14 protein-coding genes are annotated in these 15,026 nt (G+C 72.2%); 8 read left to right on the top strand and 6 right to left on the bottom strand.

The window, feature by feature from the left end:
- Positions 1-90 precede the first annotated feature (90 nt).
- Positions 91-807, bottom strand: a complete 717-nt coding sequence (locus QFZ74_RS06230; protein WP_307619774.1) for a helix-turn-helix transcriptional regulator — start codon at positions 805-807, stop codon at positions 91-93.
- Between the two features lie 56 nt (positions 808-863).
- The gene (locus QFZ74_RS06225; protein WP_307619773.1) at positions 864-1,505 is read right to left on the bottom strand and encodes a TetR/AcrR family transcriptional regulator; all 642 of its coding nucleotides are present in this window, start codon (positions 1,503-1,505) and stop codon (positions 864-866) included.
- A gap of 91 nt (positions 1,506-1,596) precedes the next feature.
- On the opposite strand from QFZ74_RS06225, the gene QFZ74_RS06220 reads away from it, so the two are divergent.
- From QFZ74_RS06220 to QFZ74_RS06210, 3 genes are all read left to right on the top strand, one after another.
- Entirely contained in the window at positions 1,597-2,748 is a 1,152-nt protein-coding gene (locus tag QFZ74_RS06220; RefSeq protein ID WP_307619772.1) for an acyl-CoA dehydrogenase family protein, read from the top strand.
- Positions 2,749-2,830: 82 nt separating this feature from the next.
- Positions 2,831-3,073, top strand: coding sequence for a YiaA/YiaB family inner membrane protein (locus QFZ74_RS06215; protein ID WP_307619771.1), 243 nt, complete (start codon positions 2,831-2,833; stop codon positions 3,071-3,073).
- Positions 3,074-3,163: 90 nt separating this feature from the next.
- A complete protein-coding gene (locus tag QFZ74_RS06210) occupies positions 3,164-3,787 on the top strand; it encodes a TetR/AcrR family transcriptional regulator (protein WP_307619770.1) in 624 nt (207 codons plus the stop codon).
- Positions 3,788-4,010: 223 nt separating this feature from the next.
- On the opposite strand, the gene QFZ74_RS06205 is transcribed toward QFZ74_RS06210, so the two are convergent.
- Positions 4,011-4,472 carry a MaoC family dehydratase gene (locus tag QFZ74_RS06205; RefSeq protein ID WP_307619769.1) on the bottom strand — a complete coding sequence of 154 codons (462 nt, stop codon included), beginning with the start codon at positions 4,470-4,472 and terminating at the stop codon, positions 4,011-4,013.
- A gap of 136 nt (positions 4,473-4,608) precedes the next feature.
- Here QFZ74_RS06205 and soxR point away from each other — a divergent pair, with 136 nt between their 5' ends.
- The gene (gene soxR / locus QFZ74_RS06200; RefSeq protein ID WP_307619768.1) at positions 4,609-5,097 is read left to right on the top strand and encodes a redox-sensitive transcriptional activator SoxR; all 489 of its coding nucleotides are present in this window, start codon (positions 4,609-4,611) and stop codon (positions 5,095-5,097) included.
- 83 nt (positions 5,098-5,180) lie between these two features.
- Positions 5,181-5,903, top strand: coding sequence for a hypothetical protein (locus QFZ74_RS06195; RefSeq protein ID WP_307619767.1), 723 nt, complete (start codon positions 5,181-5,183; stop codon positions 5,901-5,903).
- Positions 5,904-5,960: 57 nt separating this feature from the next.
- On the opposite strand, the gene QFZ74_RS06190 is transcribed toward QFZ74_RS06195, so the two are convergent.
- A complete protein-coding gene (locus tag QFZ74_RS06190) occupies positions 5,961-6,563 on the bottom strand; it encodes a hypothetical protein (RefSeq protein ID WP_307619766.1) in 603 nt (200 codons plus the stop codon).
- Between the two features lie 294 nt (positions 6,564-6,857).
- Between QFZ74_RS06190 and QFZ74_RS06185 the strand changes: the two genes are divergently transcribed.
- The gene (locus tag QFZ74_RS06185) at positions 6,858-9,653 is read left to right on the top strand and encodes a penicillin acylase family protein (RefSeq protein WP_307619765.1); all 2,796 of its coding nucleotides are present in this window, start codon (positions 6,858-6,860) and stop codon (positions 9,651-9,653) included.
- A gap of 39 nt (positions 9,654-9,692) precedes the next feature.
- Here the strand turns inward: QFZ74_RS06185 and QFZ74_RS06180 are convergent, their stop codons facing one another.
- Together QFZ74_RS06180 and QFZ74_RS06175 are read right to left on the bottom strand one after the other, a co-directional pair.
- A complete protein-coding gene (locus tag QFZ74_RS06180; protein WP_307619764.1) occupies positions 9,693-11,006 on the bottom strand; it encodes a serine-threonine protein kinase in 1,314 nt (437 codons plus the stop codon).
- Between the two features lie 98 nt (positions 11,007-11,104).
- On the bottom strand, positions 11,105-12,379 hold the full coding sequence (locus QFZ74_RS06175; protein ID WP_307619763.1) for a DUF1343 domain-containing protein: 1,275 nt from the start codon (positions 12,377-12,379) through the stop codon (positions 11,105-11,107).
- Positions 12,380-12,570: 191 nt separating this feature from the next.
- Here QFZ74_RS06175 and QFZ74_RS06170 point away from each other — a divergent pair, with 191 nt between their 5' ends.
- Positions 12,571-13,335, top strand: a complete 765-nt coding sequence (locus QFZ74_RS06170; RefSeq protein ID WP_307619762.1) for an SDR family oxidoreductase — start codon at positions 12,571-12,573, stop codon at positions 13,333-13,335.
- A complete protein-coding gene (locus QFZ74_RS06165; RefSeq protein WP_307619761.1) occupies positions 13,332-14,999 on the top strand; it encodes a class I adenylate-forming enzyme family protein in 1,668 nt (555 codons plus the stop codon). Before QFZ74_RS06170 ends, QFZ74_RS06165 begins: the two co-directional genes overlap by 4 nt.
- Positions 15,000-15,026: the final 27 nt, after the last annotated feature.

Genomic DNA, 15,026 nt, shown 5'->3' with positions numbered 1-15,026 from the left:
CATGCTCCTGAGGTTAGGAGGGGAAGGGGGCCCGGGGCTCGCGGATTTCGGACGGGGTGATCGAGACGCCGTACGCCGGTCCCGCGCGCGTCAGCGCAGCGAACCGGCTCCGATGCCCAGCAGTTCGGACAGCGCCCGCTCGCCCGCCGGTGTCACCTTCACGGCGCGCTCGGAACCGATACGCACGCACCAGCCCGTGTCCAGGGCGTGGCGGCACAGTGCCGCACCCGCGATCCCCGCGAGGTGGGGACGGCGTTCGGTCCAGTCGAGGCAGGCTCGGGCGAGTGGGCGCCGGCCGGTGCGGGCGAGGGCGATCCCCTGGGCGGCGAACCACTCCAGCCCCGCGTCCGTGAGCGCGAACCCCGTGTCCTGACGGAGCAGTTCACGCTCGGTCAGCGCGTCCGTGACCGCGATCCCGAGCCGCCCGGCGAGATGGTCGTAGCAGGTGCGGCCGCGGGCCATGGCGGACCCGGCGCTCGACTCCCGCAAGGAGCGCGGGCGTCCGGTCCCGCCGCCCGGGGCGACCTGCCCGGCGAGGTCCTCGATCAGCTGGGCGACCTGGGTGTTCGCCAGCCGGACGTACCGGTGCCGCCCCTGCCGCTCCTCGGCGAGCAGCCCGCCCGCCACCAGCTTGCCCAGGTGCTCGCTCAGCGTCGACGCGGCGACCCCGGCGTGCCGGGCCAGCTCACCGGCGGTCCACGCCCGCCCGTCGAGCAGCGCCAGCAGACACGCGGCACGCGTCTCGTCGGCGACCAGACCGGCGAGCGAGGCGAGGCCCGCGGCCTGAGGGTTCTTGGTGCTCCTCATGCGTTCCAGGATGGAGCACGGACACTTCGGTCGCGGCCGAAGGGTCGGCGTCGATGCTAGGCGGGCCGCGCCATCTGCTCGTACTGCTGCGACAGGCCGTCCAGGAGCGCCCTCAGTCCCGTCTCGAACGCCCGCTCGTCGATCTTCTCCTGCTGCTCGGCGAGGAGGTGGGCCTGGCCGAGGTGGGGGTAGTCGGCGGGGTCGTAGGCGCTCGCGTCGTCCACGAAGCCTCCGGCGAACGAGCCGAGCGCCGAGCCCATGATGAAGTACCGCATCAGCGCGCCGATGGACGTGGCCTGCGCCGGCGGCCAGCCCGCGTCCACCATCGCGCCGTAGACCGCGTCGGCCAGGCGCAGCGCGGCGGGGCGGCGCCCCGGGCCGCGCGCGAGGACCGGGACGATGTTGGGGTGGGCGCGCAGGGCCGTCCGGTAGGAGACGGCCCAGTCGTGCAGCGCGGTCCGCCAGTCGCGGCCGCCGTCGAACATCGACAGGTCGACCCGGGCGCTGACCGAGTCGGCGACCGCCTCCAGGATCTCGTCCTTGGTGCGGAAGTGGTTGTACAGCGAGGGCCCGCTCACGCCCAGCTCGGCGGCGAGCCGGCGCGTCGAGACCGCGGCGAGGCCCTCGGCGTCCACGAGTTCCCGCGCCGCCCTGACGATGCGGTCGGTACTGAGGAGGGGCTTGCGCGGTCGGGCCATGGCGCACATAGTAGGGCTGCCGAATGGAAACTAGCAGTGCTAATTTAAATGCCCGGCTTTCAAGGTCTATCTGGTGTGAGGTGATCTCGTCGTGAACCTGGGGCTCAGCGAGGAGCAGGCCGCCGTCCGGCAGCTCGCCCGGGACTTCGTGGAACGCGAGATCGCCCCGAACGTCATCGCCTGGGACCGCGCGGAGGAAGTGGACCGGGGCATCGTGAAGAAGCTCGGCGAGGTCGGCTTCCTCGGGCTCACCGTCGACGAGGAGTACGGCGGCTCCGGCGGCGACCATCTCGCGTACTGCCTCGTCACCGAGGAACTCGGGCGCGGTGACTCCTCGGTGCGCGGGATCGTGTCCGTCTCCCTCGGCCTCGTCGCCAAGACCATCGCCGCATGGGGCGACGAGCGGCAGAAGCGGCACTGGCTGCCGCGGCTGACCTCCGGCGAGTACGTCGGCTGCTTCGGCCTCACCGAACCGGGCACCGGATCGGATGCCGGCAACCTCACCACCCGGGCCGTGCGCGACGGCGACGACTACGTCATCAACGGCGCCAAGATGTTCATCACCAACGGCACCTGGGCCGACGTGGTCCTGCTGTTCGCCCGCTCCACCGACGCCCCGGGCCACCACGGCGTCTCCGCCTTCCTCGTCCCCACCGACACCCCCGGTCTCACCCGCCGCACCGTCCACGGCAAGCTCGGCCTGCGCGGCCAGGCGACGGCCGAGCTGGCCCTTCAGGATGTACGCGTCCCGGCCTCGGCGATGCTCGGGCCGGAGGGCAAGGGCTTCTCCGTCGCCATGTCCGCGCTCGCCAAGGGGCGGATGTCGGTGGCGGCGGGCTGCGTCGGCATAGCCCAGGCCGCACTCGACGCGGCCGTCGGGTACGCGGGCGAGCGCGAGCAGTTCGGCAAGTCCATCGCCCACCACCAGCTCGTCCAGGAACTGCTCAGCGACATCGCGGTCGACGTGGACGCGGCCCGGCTGCTGACCTGGCGGGTCGCCGACCTGATCGACCGCGGACTGCCGTTCGCCACCGAGTCCTCCAAGGCCAAGCTCTTCGCCTCCGAGGCCGCCGTCCGCGCCGCCAACAACGCCCTCCAGGTCTACGGCGGTTACGGCTACATCGACGAGTACCCGGCGGGCAAACTCCTGCGCGACGCCCGTGTGATGACCCTCTACGAGGGCACCAGCCAGATCCAGAAGCTGCTCATCGGGCGGGCGCTGACCGGGGTCTCGGCGTTCTGAGCACGGGCGCGCCGGCGTTCTGAGTAGGCGCCTGAGTAGTTCGGCGGATGTGGCCGCAGTCACGTCCGCCGAAGCTGGTCCCATGAGCGAGACACGTCTCAAGCAGCAGAACACGGGCGCCTTCTACGGCCAGGCCGTCGCGTCCTTCTCCGTCGCCATGGCGGCGACCGCCATCGGCATCTACCGCCTCAGCGCCGACGCCTGGGTGCGCGCTTTCCTCGCCATCGCGGCCCTCTACCTCGTCACCTCCGCCTTCACCCTGGCCAAGGTGGTCCGGGACCGCCAGGAGGCCGGACCGGCGTACCCCGTCGAGCGCCGGGACTGAGCGGCGTACCCCGTCGAGCGGCGAGACTAAGCGCCCGCTCACCTTCGGCGGTATGGTGGTGTTCCTGTCACCGAGAGGGGCGAGCGAGCGATGAGTACGGCGGAGGAGACGGCCGGCGGCGAGGTCGAGCCGTGGGAGGAGGTCACCCCTGACGCGGCCCGGCGGCTGCTGGTGGCCGCCGTGGAGGCCTTCGCCGAACGCGGCTACCACGCCACCACGACCCGCGACATCGCGGGCCGCGCGGGCATGAGCCCCGCCGCGCTCTACATCCACTACAAGACCAAGGAAGAGCTGCTCCACCGCATCAGCCGGATCGGCCACGACCGGGCGCTGGAGATCCTCCAGACCGCGGCCCGGGGCGACGGCAGCGCGAAGGAACGGCTCGCCGACGCCGTCAGCTCCTTCGTCCGCTGGCACGCCGGGCGGCGGACCACCGCGCGGGTCGTGCAGTACGAACTGGACGCGCTCGGCCCGGACGCACGCGCCGAGATCCTCGCGCTGCGCCGCCAGGTCGACGCCGAGGTGCGCGGGATCATCGAGGAGGGCGTGGCCGACGGCGAGTTCGACGTCCTGGACGTGCAGGGCACGACGGTCGCCGTGCTGTCCCTGTGCATCGACGTCGCCCGCTGGTTCAACGTGGACGGCCCCCGTACGCCCGAGGAGGTCGGCGCGCTCTACGCCGACCTCGTACTGCGGATGGTGGGCGCGAAGTAGGCCGCGCCTGCGGTCACGGGTGGCGCGCGGTGCGGACCGCCCTCGCGGTCACGGGCGAGGCGCGGTGCCGGCCGTCCTCACGGTCACGGGCGGCGCGCGGTGCGGACCGCCCTCGCGGTCATGGGCGGCGCGCGGTGCCGGCCGCCCTCGCGGTCACGGGCGAGGCGCGGTGCCGGCCGCCCTCGCGGTCACGGGCGAGGCGCGGTGCCGGCCGTCCTCACGGTCACAGGTAGTACCGGGACACCGACTCCGCCACGCACACCGGCTTGTCGCCGCCCTCGCGCTCCACGGTGAAGGCGAGCGTCAGCTGCACACCGCCCGCGACGTCCTCGACGCCGGTGATCCGCGCCGTGGCGCGCAGTCGCGAGCCGACCGGGACGGGGGAGGGGAAACGGACCTTGTTGGTGCCGTAGTTGACGCCCATCCGCACCCCCTCGACCGCGATCAGCTGCGGGCCGAACAGGGGCAGCAGCGACAGGGTCAGATAGCCGTGCGCGATGGTCGTCCCGAACGGTCCCGCGGCCGCCTTCTCAGGATCGATGTGGATCCACTGGTGATCGCCGGTGGCCTCCGCGAAGAGGTCGATCCGCTTCTGGTCGACCTCCAACCAGTCGGTGTACCCCAGCTGCTCGCCCACGGCCGCCTTCAGCTCGTCGGCGGAGGTGAAGGTCCTCGGTTCTGCCATGTTCCCGGCCTCTCGCTCGCGTGTCACTCGTGTGCCACTCGCGTGTCTAAGCAACTGCTTAGCATGGTCGGGCGGGAGGGCGATGTCAACGGACCGGGGCAGGAGTGCGCCGACGCGCATCGGTAGGCTCGGAGGGGTGCCCCAGATTCCCGAGAAGATCCACGAGCTGACCGTCGGCCAGTTGTCCGCGCGCAGCGGAGCCGCCGTCTCCGCACTGCACTTCTACGAGGCCAAGGGCCTGATCAGCAGCCGACGCACCTCCGGCAACCAGCGCCGCTACACCCGCGACACCCTGCGCCGCGTCGCCTTCATCCGGGCCGCACAGCGCGTCGGCATTCCCCTGGCCACGATCCGCGACGCCCTCGCCCAGCTCCCCGAGGAGCGCACCCCCACCCGTGCGGACTGGGCCCGCCTCTCGGAGGCCTGGCGCTCCGAACTGGACGAGCGCATCAAGCAGCTGAACCGCCTGCGCGACCACCTCACCGACTGCATCGGATGCGGCTGCCTCTCCCTGAGCGGCTGCGTCCTGTCCAACCCGGACGACGTCTTCGGCGAACGGGGGGCGGGCTCGCGGCTGATGGTGGAACCCGGGGGAGAGCGGCCCGGCACCGGAAAATCCGCCTGACCGGTCCCTCGGGCTCCTGCTAGCGTCGCGCTCTTCGGCCGGCGCACCGCGCCGCGCACGGAGTCCTGACGGGACCGACTCCCATGCGTTCGCCCGCGCTTGCCGCCGCCCTCGCCGGCATCGACACCGTCTTCAACGGCTTCGACAGCCCCGGTGAGACCGGCTGCGGCCGCTGTGACCTGCCCGAGGAGACCGCGTATCTGCGCACGCCGTACACGCGAGTGCCCCCGGACGTCCTGCGAAAGTACGTCTTCAAGGGGTCGGACCACTTCATCGACCACGCCGCCGCGATGCGCCGCCTGCTGCCCCAGGCCGCGCACGCCATGGCCGACGGCACCCTGGACGGGATCGGGTGGGGCGCCCACGGGCTGGCGCAGGCGGTCTGGCGGTCCTGGCCGGCCGAACAGGCCGCTGCCCTCGACGCGTTCGTGCGGGCGTGGTGGCAGGAGGTCCTCGCCACGCCCGAGCCGCCGTACGAGGTCCACGAGGTCTTCGAGACCTGCGCCGCGATCGCCCGGACCGTGACGCCGTTCCTCGACACGTGGAGTCGCGGTCCTGTAGCCGACGTCCACCTCGTCAGCTGCGCCGACGCCTGGCTCTACGACCTGCTCTCGGACAACTCCCCGTTCTGGTGGTGGTGGAACGACGCCGAGGAAGCCGGTGTCGCCGAGCTGCGGAGCTGGCTGGCCGGAGAGGGCGCCGCCCGTCTGCACGACTGCGGCGAGCCGGATCTGGCGACCCGCGCCGAACTGCTCGCGCTGCCCTACGACGAGCGCTGGGCGCATCCCTACTGGAACACCCGCTGAGTCGACTGACGGGCTCAGGACAGGGGGCGCGGCATCCCCGGCGCACCCCCCGCATGATCAGGCGGACATGAGCAGCCGTCCGCGCCGGGCACAGGCCAGGGCCTCGGCGGTGAGCACGGGCCGTGGCACGAGAATGCCGCAGTCCGCGCAGACCGGCCCCGTCGAGGGCTCGTGGTCGAGGTCGTACGTCCAGACGAGGCGCTCCCCGCCGCACGCCGGGCAGGTCGAACCCGGGTCGCGCTCCAGAGCGGCTATCAGCCGCCGCAGCACCTCGGCCAGTGGTTCATCGGGATGGACGCGGGGGTCGTCGCACCAGGCGACCCCGAAGCCGCCCCAGGTCAGGCGGTGCCAGTCGTCCACGCTCCCCGGGCGGCGCAGCCCGTCGTGCTTCTCCTTCCTGCGACGCTCGGCGAACTGGGCCTCATAGGTCAGCCAGACGGCCCGCGCCTCCTCCAGCTCCTCCAGTGCGGCCACGAGACGCACTGGATCGGGAGAGCGGTCCTCGGGGCCGAACCCGGCCCGGGAGCACAGATGGTCCCAGGTCGCCCGGTGGCCATAAGGAGCGAACCGTTCAAGGCATTTGCGCAGCGAGTAGCGTCGCAGCGCCAGATCGCACCGCGGATCGCGCACCTGTCTCGCCAGACTGCGGAAACCGGCCATTGCCCTGCACCTCCGTCACATCTGCAGTTGTTCCTCGGTCACTTCGGCGCCGCACGCGACGGCGCCGTACGAAGTCGTCGGAGCGACCTCGCCGAATAGACGTGCCGACCGGCGATTCGGCTCCATCCGATTTCCGATGCCCTCCCATAACGGACACCGGGTTGACCCGCCGGGCCGCCCCTCGGGTGGAACCCGGGCGGAACGTCCCGGCTTCGAAAAAGTGACGCATGTTCACCTTCACTCTCCGCCTTACCGGCAGTAGCCTCCGGCCCACCCCTGTCGCGAGGAGCCGCCATGCAACCGCGTACCCCACACATCGCGTTGCCCCACAGACCGAGAACTCCCGGCAGACTTCCCAGGTTCCTGAAGACGGCGTCCGTCTGCGTGCTGATCGCGGGTCTTCTCACCCCGCTCACGCAGGCGGTGGCCGCGGACGTCACCGTGACGTCCGCGGCCACCGACCACTGCGGCGGGCAGTGCGCGGACATCCTGCCGCCCGGCGAGAACGGCAACGCGACCCTCGCCGAGATCCTCCTCAACCAGTCGCTCGGCATCCAGCCCGCCCACGCCGAGGACCAGCTCGGCCCGTACGCCGACCTCGCCACCGGACACACCACGCTCACGGACGCCAAGATCAACACGTTCTTCAACGACGCGTCGTTCGGCGTCCCTTCCGACCAGGTCGCCTCCTCGGAGAAGCCCGCCGGCCGCGGCGACGTGACGATCGTCCGCGACAAGAAGACCGGCGTGCCGCACATCACCGGCACCACCCGCTACGGCACCGAGTTCGGCGCCGGGTACGCGGCCGCCGAGGACCGGCTGTGGCTGATGGACGTCTTCCGGCACGTCGGCCGCGGCCAGTTGACCTCCTTCGCGGGCGGCGCGCCCGCCAACCAGGGCCTGGAGCAGGAGTTCTACCGCAACGCCCCCTACACCGAGGCCGAGCTCCAGGCGCAGATCGACCGCACCGTGGCCACGAACGGGGACCGGGGCCGGCAGGCCCTCGCCGATGTCACCGCCTACCTCGACGGCGTCAACGCCTATATCGACGCCTCCGACAAGGGCCGTTACTTTCCCGGCGAGTACGTCCTCACCGGTCACAAGGACGCCCTCACCAACGCGGGCACCATCGACCGCTTCAAGGTCACCGACCTGGTGGCGCTCGCCTCCGTCGTCGGCTCGCTGTTCGGCTCCGGCGGGGGCGGCGAGGTGGGCAACGCGCTCTCCCTCGTCGCCGCCCAGTCCAAGTACGGCGTCGAGGAGGGCACCCGGGTCTGGGAGTCCTTCCGCGAGCGCAACGACCCCGAGGCCGTCCTCACCGTCCACGAGGGCGAGAGCTTCCCGTACGCCACCAGGCCGGACAGCCCCCAGGGCCGGGCCCTGCCTGACGCGGGCTCGGTCACCCAGGAGCCGCTGGTCCACGACCGCACCGGCGCGGCGGCCACGTCGACCGCGACCGCCACCTCCGCCGCGGCCGCCAAGGCGACCCTGAGCTCGGCCCGGCGCGGTATGTCCAACGCCCTGGTGGTGAGCGGCGAGCACACCGCGAGCGGTCACCCCGTCGCCGTCTTCGGCCCGCAGACCGGCTACTTCGCGCCCCAGCTGCTCATGCTCCAGGAGATCCAGGGCCCGGGCATCAGCGCCCGCGGCGCCTCCTTCGCGGGTCTGAGCATGTACGTCGAACTCGGCCGCGGCCAGGACTACGCCTGGAGCGCGACGACCTCCGGGCAGGACGTCATCGACACCTACACCGTCGAGCTGTGCCAGGACGACCACCACTACCTGTACCGCGGCACCTGCACGGCCATGGACCCCGTCGAGCAGCGCAACGCCTGGAAGCCCACCGTGGCCGACGGCACCGCGGCGGGCTCGTACACGATGCGCGTCTGGCGCACCGAGTACGGGCCGGTGCAGTACCGGGCGACCGTCGGCGGCAAGCGGGTCGCCTACACCACGCTGCGCTCCTCCTACCAGCACGAGGTCGACTCGATCATCGGCTTCCAGATGCTGAACGACCCGGACCACACCAAGGACGCACAGAGCTTCCAGAGCGCGGTGCAGCACATCAACTACACCTTCAACTGGTTCTACGCCGACTCCGCGCACACCGCCTACTACAACAGCGGTGACAACCCGGTACGCGCGAGCGGCGTCGACGCCGATTTCCCGGTGTGGGGGCAGCCGGCGTACGACTGGAAGGGCTGGGACCCGGCGACCCACACCGCCGACCACACCCCGCCCGCCGAGCACCCCCACTCCACCGACCAGGACTACTACATCTCCTGGAACAACAAGCAGGCCGAGGACTACACGGCCGCGCCCTGGGGCGAGGGTTCCGTGCACCGCGGCGACCTCCTGGACGACCGGGTGCGGAAGCTGGTCCAGGCCGGCGGCGTGACCCGCTCGTCCCTCGTCAAGGTGATGGCGGACGCGGCGCTCGCCGACCTGCGCGCCGAGGACGTGCTGCCCGGCCTGCTGAAGGTGATCGACAGCGCGCCGGTCACCGACCCCGCGGCCGCGGCGGCGGTGGGCAAGTTGCGCACCTGGCTGACGGCGGGCGCCCAGCGCACGGAGACGTCGGCCGGTTCGAAGCGGTACGCCGACGCCGACGCGATCCGGATCCTGGACGCGTGGTGGCCGCTGCTGGTCAAGGCCGAGTTCGAACCCGGCCTCGGCAGCGACCTGTACGCCGCGTTCACCGCCAGCCTGCCCGTCGACGAGGCCCCGTACGCCGGGCACGGCCCGACCGGCGCGCACGCCGGAAGCTCCTTCCAGTACGGCTGGTGGAGCTATGTCGACAAGGACATCCGGGCGGTGCTCGGGGAGCCCGTCAAGGGGCCGCTCGCCGCGACGTACTGCGGCGGCGGCAGCCTCGGCTCCTGCCGGGACGTGCTGATCGGCACGCTCAAGCAGGCCGCCGGCCGGACCGCCGCGCAGGTGTACCCCGGTGACGACCAGTGCGCGGCGGGCGACCAGTGGTGCGCCGACTCGATCGTCCAGCGCGCCCTGGGCGGCATCAGGCACGGCGCGATCAGCTGGCAGAACCGGCCGACCTACCAGCAGGTGGTGGAGTTCACGTCGCACCGGTGAGGTGAGCACGGGCTCCGGTACGGCAGTCATGGCGGCGGGTCACGCGATACGGCCCGCCGCCAGCACCACGCGTGCCAGCTCCGGGTGCAGGATGTCGCTGTGCGCGCCCGTCGGCGGATCCCCGCGCCGGACGACCGCCGCCGCGTCGACGTTCGCGCAGCCCGACGCGGGCAGCCCGCCGGCGAGCGCCTCGGCGAGCGTCAGCGCGGCAGTTCCCGGCACCGCCTGCATCCCGTCGTAGCCCATCGCGCCCCACCGGGTGCCCGGCAGGTGCCCGAGGTCCACGCCCGAGGCCGAACGGTCGTCGTCGGCCATCCGCGAGGCCAGCGGATAGAAGGTGCCGAGCGAGGAGTCGTGGTGCGAGTGGCAGCACACCAACGGGCCGTCGATGCGCCGCTGTCGGCCATGGAGGACACCGCCCGCGCGCGGGTCGTGCGGCAGTCGCGGGGCGAACGCGTAGTGGGAGAAGGCCCCTTGGAGCAGCGTCACCGACTTCACCGTGCGGACACCGTCGGGCAGTCCGCGCAGCGCGAACGACACCAGCCGCCCGCCGAAGCTGTGGCCCACCAGATGCACCCGCACGCCCGGCGCGGCCTTGGCCAACCGCCCGACGAGCGGCCCGAGTCCGCGCTCGCCGACGGTGCCGGCGCGCCGCTTCATCGCGTAGTACGTCGCCTGCCGCAGCAGTTCGCGCGCGCCGTCCCAGGGGTTGGGCAGCGAGAAGTCAGCCGAGCGCGGACCGGCGAGCGCCCGCGCGAACTCCTCGCAGAGCGCGGCGGTGTCCTGGCTGAACAGGGCGGGCTCGTCCTGCGGCACCCCGTCGGCGGCGGTGTCCGCGGCGAAGTGCGGCTGCGGTCCGTCCGGATCGACCTCGACCAGCACCCGCACCAGCCGCCCGAACTCCGCCAGTTCGGCCGCGTCGGTGTGCCGCTCGTCCAGCATCCGGGCGAGCTGCTCGACCACCGTGGACCGCCCGGGGAAGGTCTCCAGCAGGGCCTGCCGGGTGTCCTTGTCGAGCGCCGGGTGCGGCGCGTCCTCGGCCGCCCGGGCCGCCACGGACTTGGGGAAGTCGGGGATCGGCTCGTCGCTGAAGCGCATCGACGGCCAGACCACGCCCGCGTAGCCGATGCGGGCCTTCGGGGCGAGTCCGGGGACGGGCGCGAAGAAGCGGTGGTAGAGGGATCTCGCCCCCGAACGGTCGTTGTTCCAGCCGTGCGCGAAGACGAGGAGGTCACGGACGCCGTGCTCCGTGACCTCGCCCAGCAGCCGGTCGCGTGCCCGGCCGTCGGCGTCCCCGTCCGCGTCGAAGGTCAGCTCCCAGTAGGGAGTCACGCTCATCCCAGGATCAGTCATGGCGGCCCTCTCGTCCCCCGAAGCGGTGCGATACGGACGCATCGTCCCGCTGCTGGGCAAGGTTGGCCATACGCCACGACGTGGCTCCAGCGGACGAGTTAGTTGTAGAGCAGATATTCCTTCCGCACCCGCCGGAACGCGTTCAGCTCGTCCTGCCAGGCGGCCACCACCTCGTCCGGGGCCGCGCCCGCGTCGAGCATCGTCCTGACCTGCGTGGACCCGGTGAGCTTGTCGATCCAGTTGTCCGACCGCCAGGCGAAACCGCTCCAGGTCTTCCTCGCCGTCGCCAGCAGCGCGATGCCGGTGCGCACGGGATCGTACGCGGCCCGGTCGTGCACATGGATCTGCACGCCGCCGACGGTCTTGCCCTGGAACTTGGAGAAGGTGGGCGCGAAGTACGCCTCCCTGAACCGCACGCCGGGCAGCGCGAGTTCATTGGCCGCCTCCGCCCAGCGGCCGTCGATGCCGTCGGCGCCCAGGAGTTCGAAGGGCCGGGTCGTGCCGCGCCCCTCGGACAGGTTGGTCCCCTCGAACAGACAGGTCCCCGAGTACACCAACGCCGTGTCCGGAGTGGGCATGTTGGGGCTCGGCGGCACCCAGGGCAGCCCCGAGGCGTCGAAGAAATCCGACCGCTTCCAGCCCGTCATCAGCACCGTCTCCAGCGGCACCGGCCTGCTCAGGAACTCCCCGTTGTACAGCCGCGCCAGCTCCGCGACCGTCATCCCGTGCGCCTGCGCGATGGGCTGCCGTCCGACGAACGTGGCGAACTCCTTGTGCAGCACGGGCCCGAGGGCCGCGCGCCCGGTCACCGGGTTCGGCCGGTCCAGCACGACGAACCGCTTGCCCGCGAGCGCCGCCGCCTCCATGCAGTCGTACAGGGTCCAGATGTACGTGTAGAAGCGGGCGCCCGCGTCCTGGATGTCGAAGACGACGGTGTCCACGCCGGAGGCGGTGAAGATGTCGGCGAGCGCGCTGCCGCTCTTCAAGTACGTGTCGTAGACCGGCAGTCCGGTCGCCGGGTCGTCGTAGCGGCCCTCGGAGCCGCCCGCCTGCGCGGTGCCGCGGAAGCCGTGCTCGGGGCCGAAGACGGCCGTCAGGTTCACCCGCGGATCCGCGTGCATGACGTCGACGATGTGGCGCACGTCGCGGGTGACGCCGGTGGGGTTGGTGACGATGCCGACGCGCTGGCCGTCGAGCCGGGCGTACCCGTCCGCGGCGAGGTGCTCGAAGCCGGTGCGCAGGCCGTTGCCGCGCGGCCCGTTGCCGCTCTGCCCGGCTCCGTCCTGCCCGGTGGCCCCCGCCGGGACGGAGGTCGCCGCGACGGCGGCGGCCGCGGCGCTGACGTGGAGCAGGCCTCGTCTGGACAGCTTCATGCGGTGACCTCCGTGATCGCGACCGGTGTCATGCCCACGCACGCTAGCGCGCGCCCGCGCGGAACGGAACGAACCCGACGGGGCTCGCCGGGGAAGCCCCTTCCGCGGGGCATACCGACCGGTTAGTCTGACGCGCGTCACAGGCGGCGGAACGGATGCGCCGGGTACCGAAGTCGTGCCGAAGGAGACCGATGGTGGAAGCCGTGCGGGATGCGGGAGTGGTCGTCACCGGAGCGGGAGGCGGCATCGGCGCCGCACTGGCCCGCAGGTTCGCCGCCGAGGGCGCCCGGGTCGTCGTCAACGACCTGGACGCCGACAAGGCCAAGGCGGTCGCCGAGGAGATCGGCGGCATCGCGGTACCGGGCGACGCCTCCGTGATCGTCTCCGAGGCCCGCGAGGCGCTCGGCGGAACGGTGGACGTGTACTGCGCCAACGCGGGCGTGGGCTCCGGCGGCACCGAGGCGGCCAAGGAGAAGGTCTGGGCGCTGGCCTGGGACGTCAACGTCATGGCCCATGTGCGCGCGGCCCATGAGCTCGTCCCGGACTGGCTGGAGCGCGGCAGCGGCCGGTTCGTCTCCACCGTCTCCGCCGCCGGCCTGCTCACCATGATCGGCGCCGCCCCCTACAGCGTCACCAAGCACGCCGCGTACTCCTTCGCGGAGTGGCTGTCGCTGACGTACCGCCACCGCGGGCTCAAGGTGCACGCGATCTGCCCGCAGGGCGTGCGCACCGACATGCTGGACGCCACCGGCAGCGTGGGCGACCTCGTCCTCAAGCCGGACGCGATCGATCCGGAGGACGTCGCCGAGGCTCTCTTCCGGGGCATGGCCGAGGACCGCTTCCTGATCCTGCCGCACCCCGAGGCCGGCGAGTACTTCCAGGCGCGGGCCGCCGACCCCGACCGCTGGCTGACCAGCATGAACCACCTCCAGCAGAAGTGGGAGGCCGCCCGGTGACCGGGTCGCCCTATGCGGCCAAGCCCTGGCTGGCCCTCCTCAGCGACGCCCAGCGCGCCCCGGTCGAGCCCGTCGACTCGCTCGTCCACGCCCTGCGCCGGGCGGCCGCCACCACTCCCGACCGCGCCTTCGTCACCTACTTCGACACCCCCCTCGGCTACCGCGAGGCCGACGAGCTGAGCGACTCCGTCGCCGCGCACCTCGTCGAGCGAGGCCTGGAGCGCGGCGACCGGGTCGCCGTCCTGCTGCAGAACTCCCCGCACTTCGTCCTCGCCGTGCTCGGCGTCTGGAAGGCGGGCGGCATCGTCGTCCCCGTCAACCCGATGTACAAGTCGGGGGAGGTCGCCCACGTCCTGCGGGACGGCGAGGTGGCCGGGCTGATCTGCTCCGACCGCGCGTGGGAGTCGTACCTGCGCGAGACGGCCGCCGAGTCCCCGGTGCGGATCGTGCTCACCGGCTGCGAACTGGACCTGCAGAGCCGCGACGACGCGCGCGTACTCGGCTTCGAGCGGCTGCCGCAGGCGCCCGACGCCGACGACCTCGTGAGCGTCGCCCGGCGGGGCGGCAAGGCACCGGAGGGCCGCGACCCGCGCCCGTCCGACCTCGCCCTGATCAGCTACACCTCGGGCACCAGCGGCACCCCCAAGGGCGCCACCAACACGCACGGCAACATCATGTACATCGCCGAGCGGCAGCGGACCGGGATGGACCTGCCCGAGGCGCCCGTCTACTACGGCCTCGCGCCCCTGTTCCACATCACCGGCATGGCCTGCCAGTTCGCCGCCTGCCTTAACAGCGCCGGCACCCTGGTGCTGACCTACCGCTTCGAACCCGGCGTGGTCCTCGACGCGTTCGCCGAGCACCGCCCGCACTTCACCGTCGGCCCCTCCACCGCGTTCATGGCGCTCGCCGCCCACCCGGGCGTCACCCCGGAGCACTTCTCCTCCTTCGTGAACATCTCCTCGGGCGGCGCCCCCGTACCGCCCGCCCTCGTGGAGAAGTTCCGCGCGGGCTTCGGGCCGTACCTGCACAACGGCTACGGGCTCACCGAGTGCAGCGGCCCGTGCACCAGCACGCCGGGCCAGCTGGAGGCGCCCGTCGACCCGGCCTCCGGGACCCTGGCCGTCGGCCTGCCCGGACCCGACACGGTCGTCCGCATCCTCGACGAGCGGGGCGAGGAGGTCCCGCTCGGCGAGCAGGGCGAGATCGCCGTCCGCGGCCCGCAGGTCGTGCCCGGCTACTGGCGCCGCCCCGAGGCCACCGCCGAGACCTTCCCCGGCGGCGAACTGCGCACCGGGGACGTCGGGTTCATGGACGCGCAGGGCTGGGTGTACGTCGTCGACCGCAAGAAGGACATGATCAACGCGTCCGGCTTCAAGGTCTGGCCGCGCGAGGTCGAGGACGTCCTCTACACGCACCCCGAGGTGCGCGAGGCCGCCGTCGTCGGGGTGCCCGACGACTACCGCGGGGAGACCGTCAAGGCGTTCATCAGCCTCCGGCCGGGCGCCGAGACCGGCCCCGAGGCGCTCGCGGCCTACTGCAAGGAGAGACTGGCCGCCTACAAGTATCCGCGCCAGGTGGAGATCCTGCCGGACCTGCCGAAGACGGCAAGTGGGAAGATCCTCCGTCGGGAACTTCGTTCCCGCGCACGGAACGGCCAGTAGGCAGCACAGTCAGAGCATCACGGAAAG

This window comes from Streptomyces sp. V3I7 (assembly GCF_030817495.1).
GTDB lineage: Bacteria > Actinomycetota > Actinomycetes > Streptomycetales > Streptomycetaceae > Streptomyces.
This window is presented reverse-complemented; position numbering and strand designations above follow the sequence as displayed.

Coding starts and splice junctions, on each gene's coding strand:
- QFZ74_RS06230 (WP_307619774.1), bottom strand. CDS start 807: ATGAGGAGCACCAAGAACCCTCAGGCCGCGGGCCTCGCCTCGCTCGCC.
- QFZ74_RS06185 (WP_307619765.1), top strand. CDS start 6,858: ATGCAACCGCGTACCCCACACATCGCGTTGCCCCACAGACCGAGAACT.
- QFZ74_RS06170 (WP_307619762.1), top strand. CDS start 12,571: ATGGTGGAAGCCGTGCGGGATGCGGGAGTGGTCGTCACCGGAGCGGGA.
- QFZ74_RS06195 (WP_307619767.1), top strand. CDS start 5,181: ATGCGTTCGCCCGCGCTTGCCGCCGCCCTCGCCGGCATCGACACCGTC.
- QFZ74_RS06225 (WP_307619773.1), bottom strand. CDS start 1,505: ATGGCCCGACCGCGCAAGCCCCTCCTCAGTACCGACCGCATCGTCAGG.
- QFZ74_RS06180 (WP_307619764.1), bottom strand. CDS start 11,006: ATGACTGATCCTGGGATGAGCGTGACTCCCTACTGGGAGCTGACCTTC.
- QFZ74_RS06190 (WP_307619766.1), bottom strand. CDS start 6,563: ATGGCCGGTTTCCGCAGTCTGGCGAGACAGGTGCGCGATCCGCGGTGC.
- QFZ74_RS06215 (WP_307619771.1), top strand. CDS start 2,831: ATGAGCGAGACACGTCTCAAGCAGCAGAACACGGGCGCCTTCTACGGC.
- QFZ74_RS06175 (WP_307619763.1), bottom strand. CDS start 12,379: ATGAAGCTGTCCAGACGAGGCCTGCTCCACGTCAGCGCCGCGGCCGCC.
- QFZ74_RS06210 (WP_307619770.1), top strand. CDS start 3,164: ATGAGTACGGCGGAGGAGACGGCCGGCGGCGAGGTCGAGCCGTGGGAG.
- QFZ74_RS06205 (WP_307619769.1), bottom strand. CDS start 4,472: ATGGCAGAACCGAGGACCTTCACCTCCGCCGACGAGCTGAAGGCGGCC.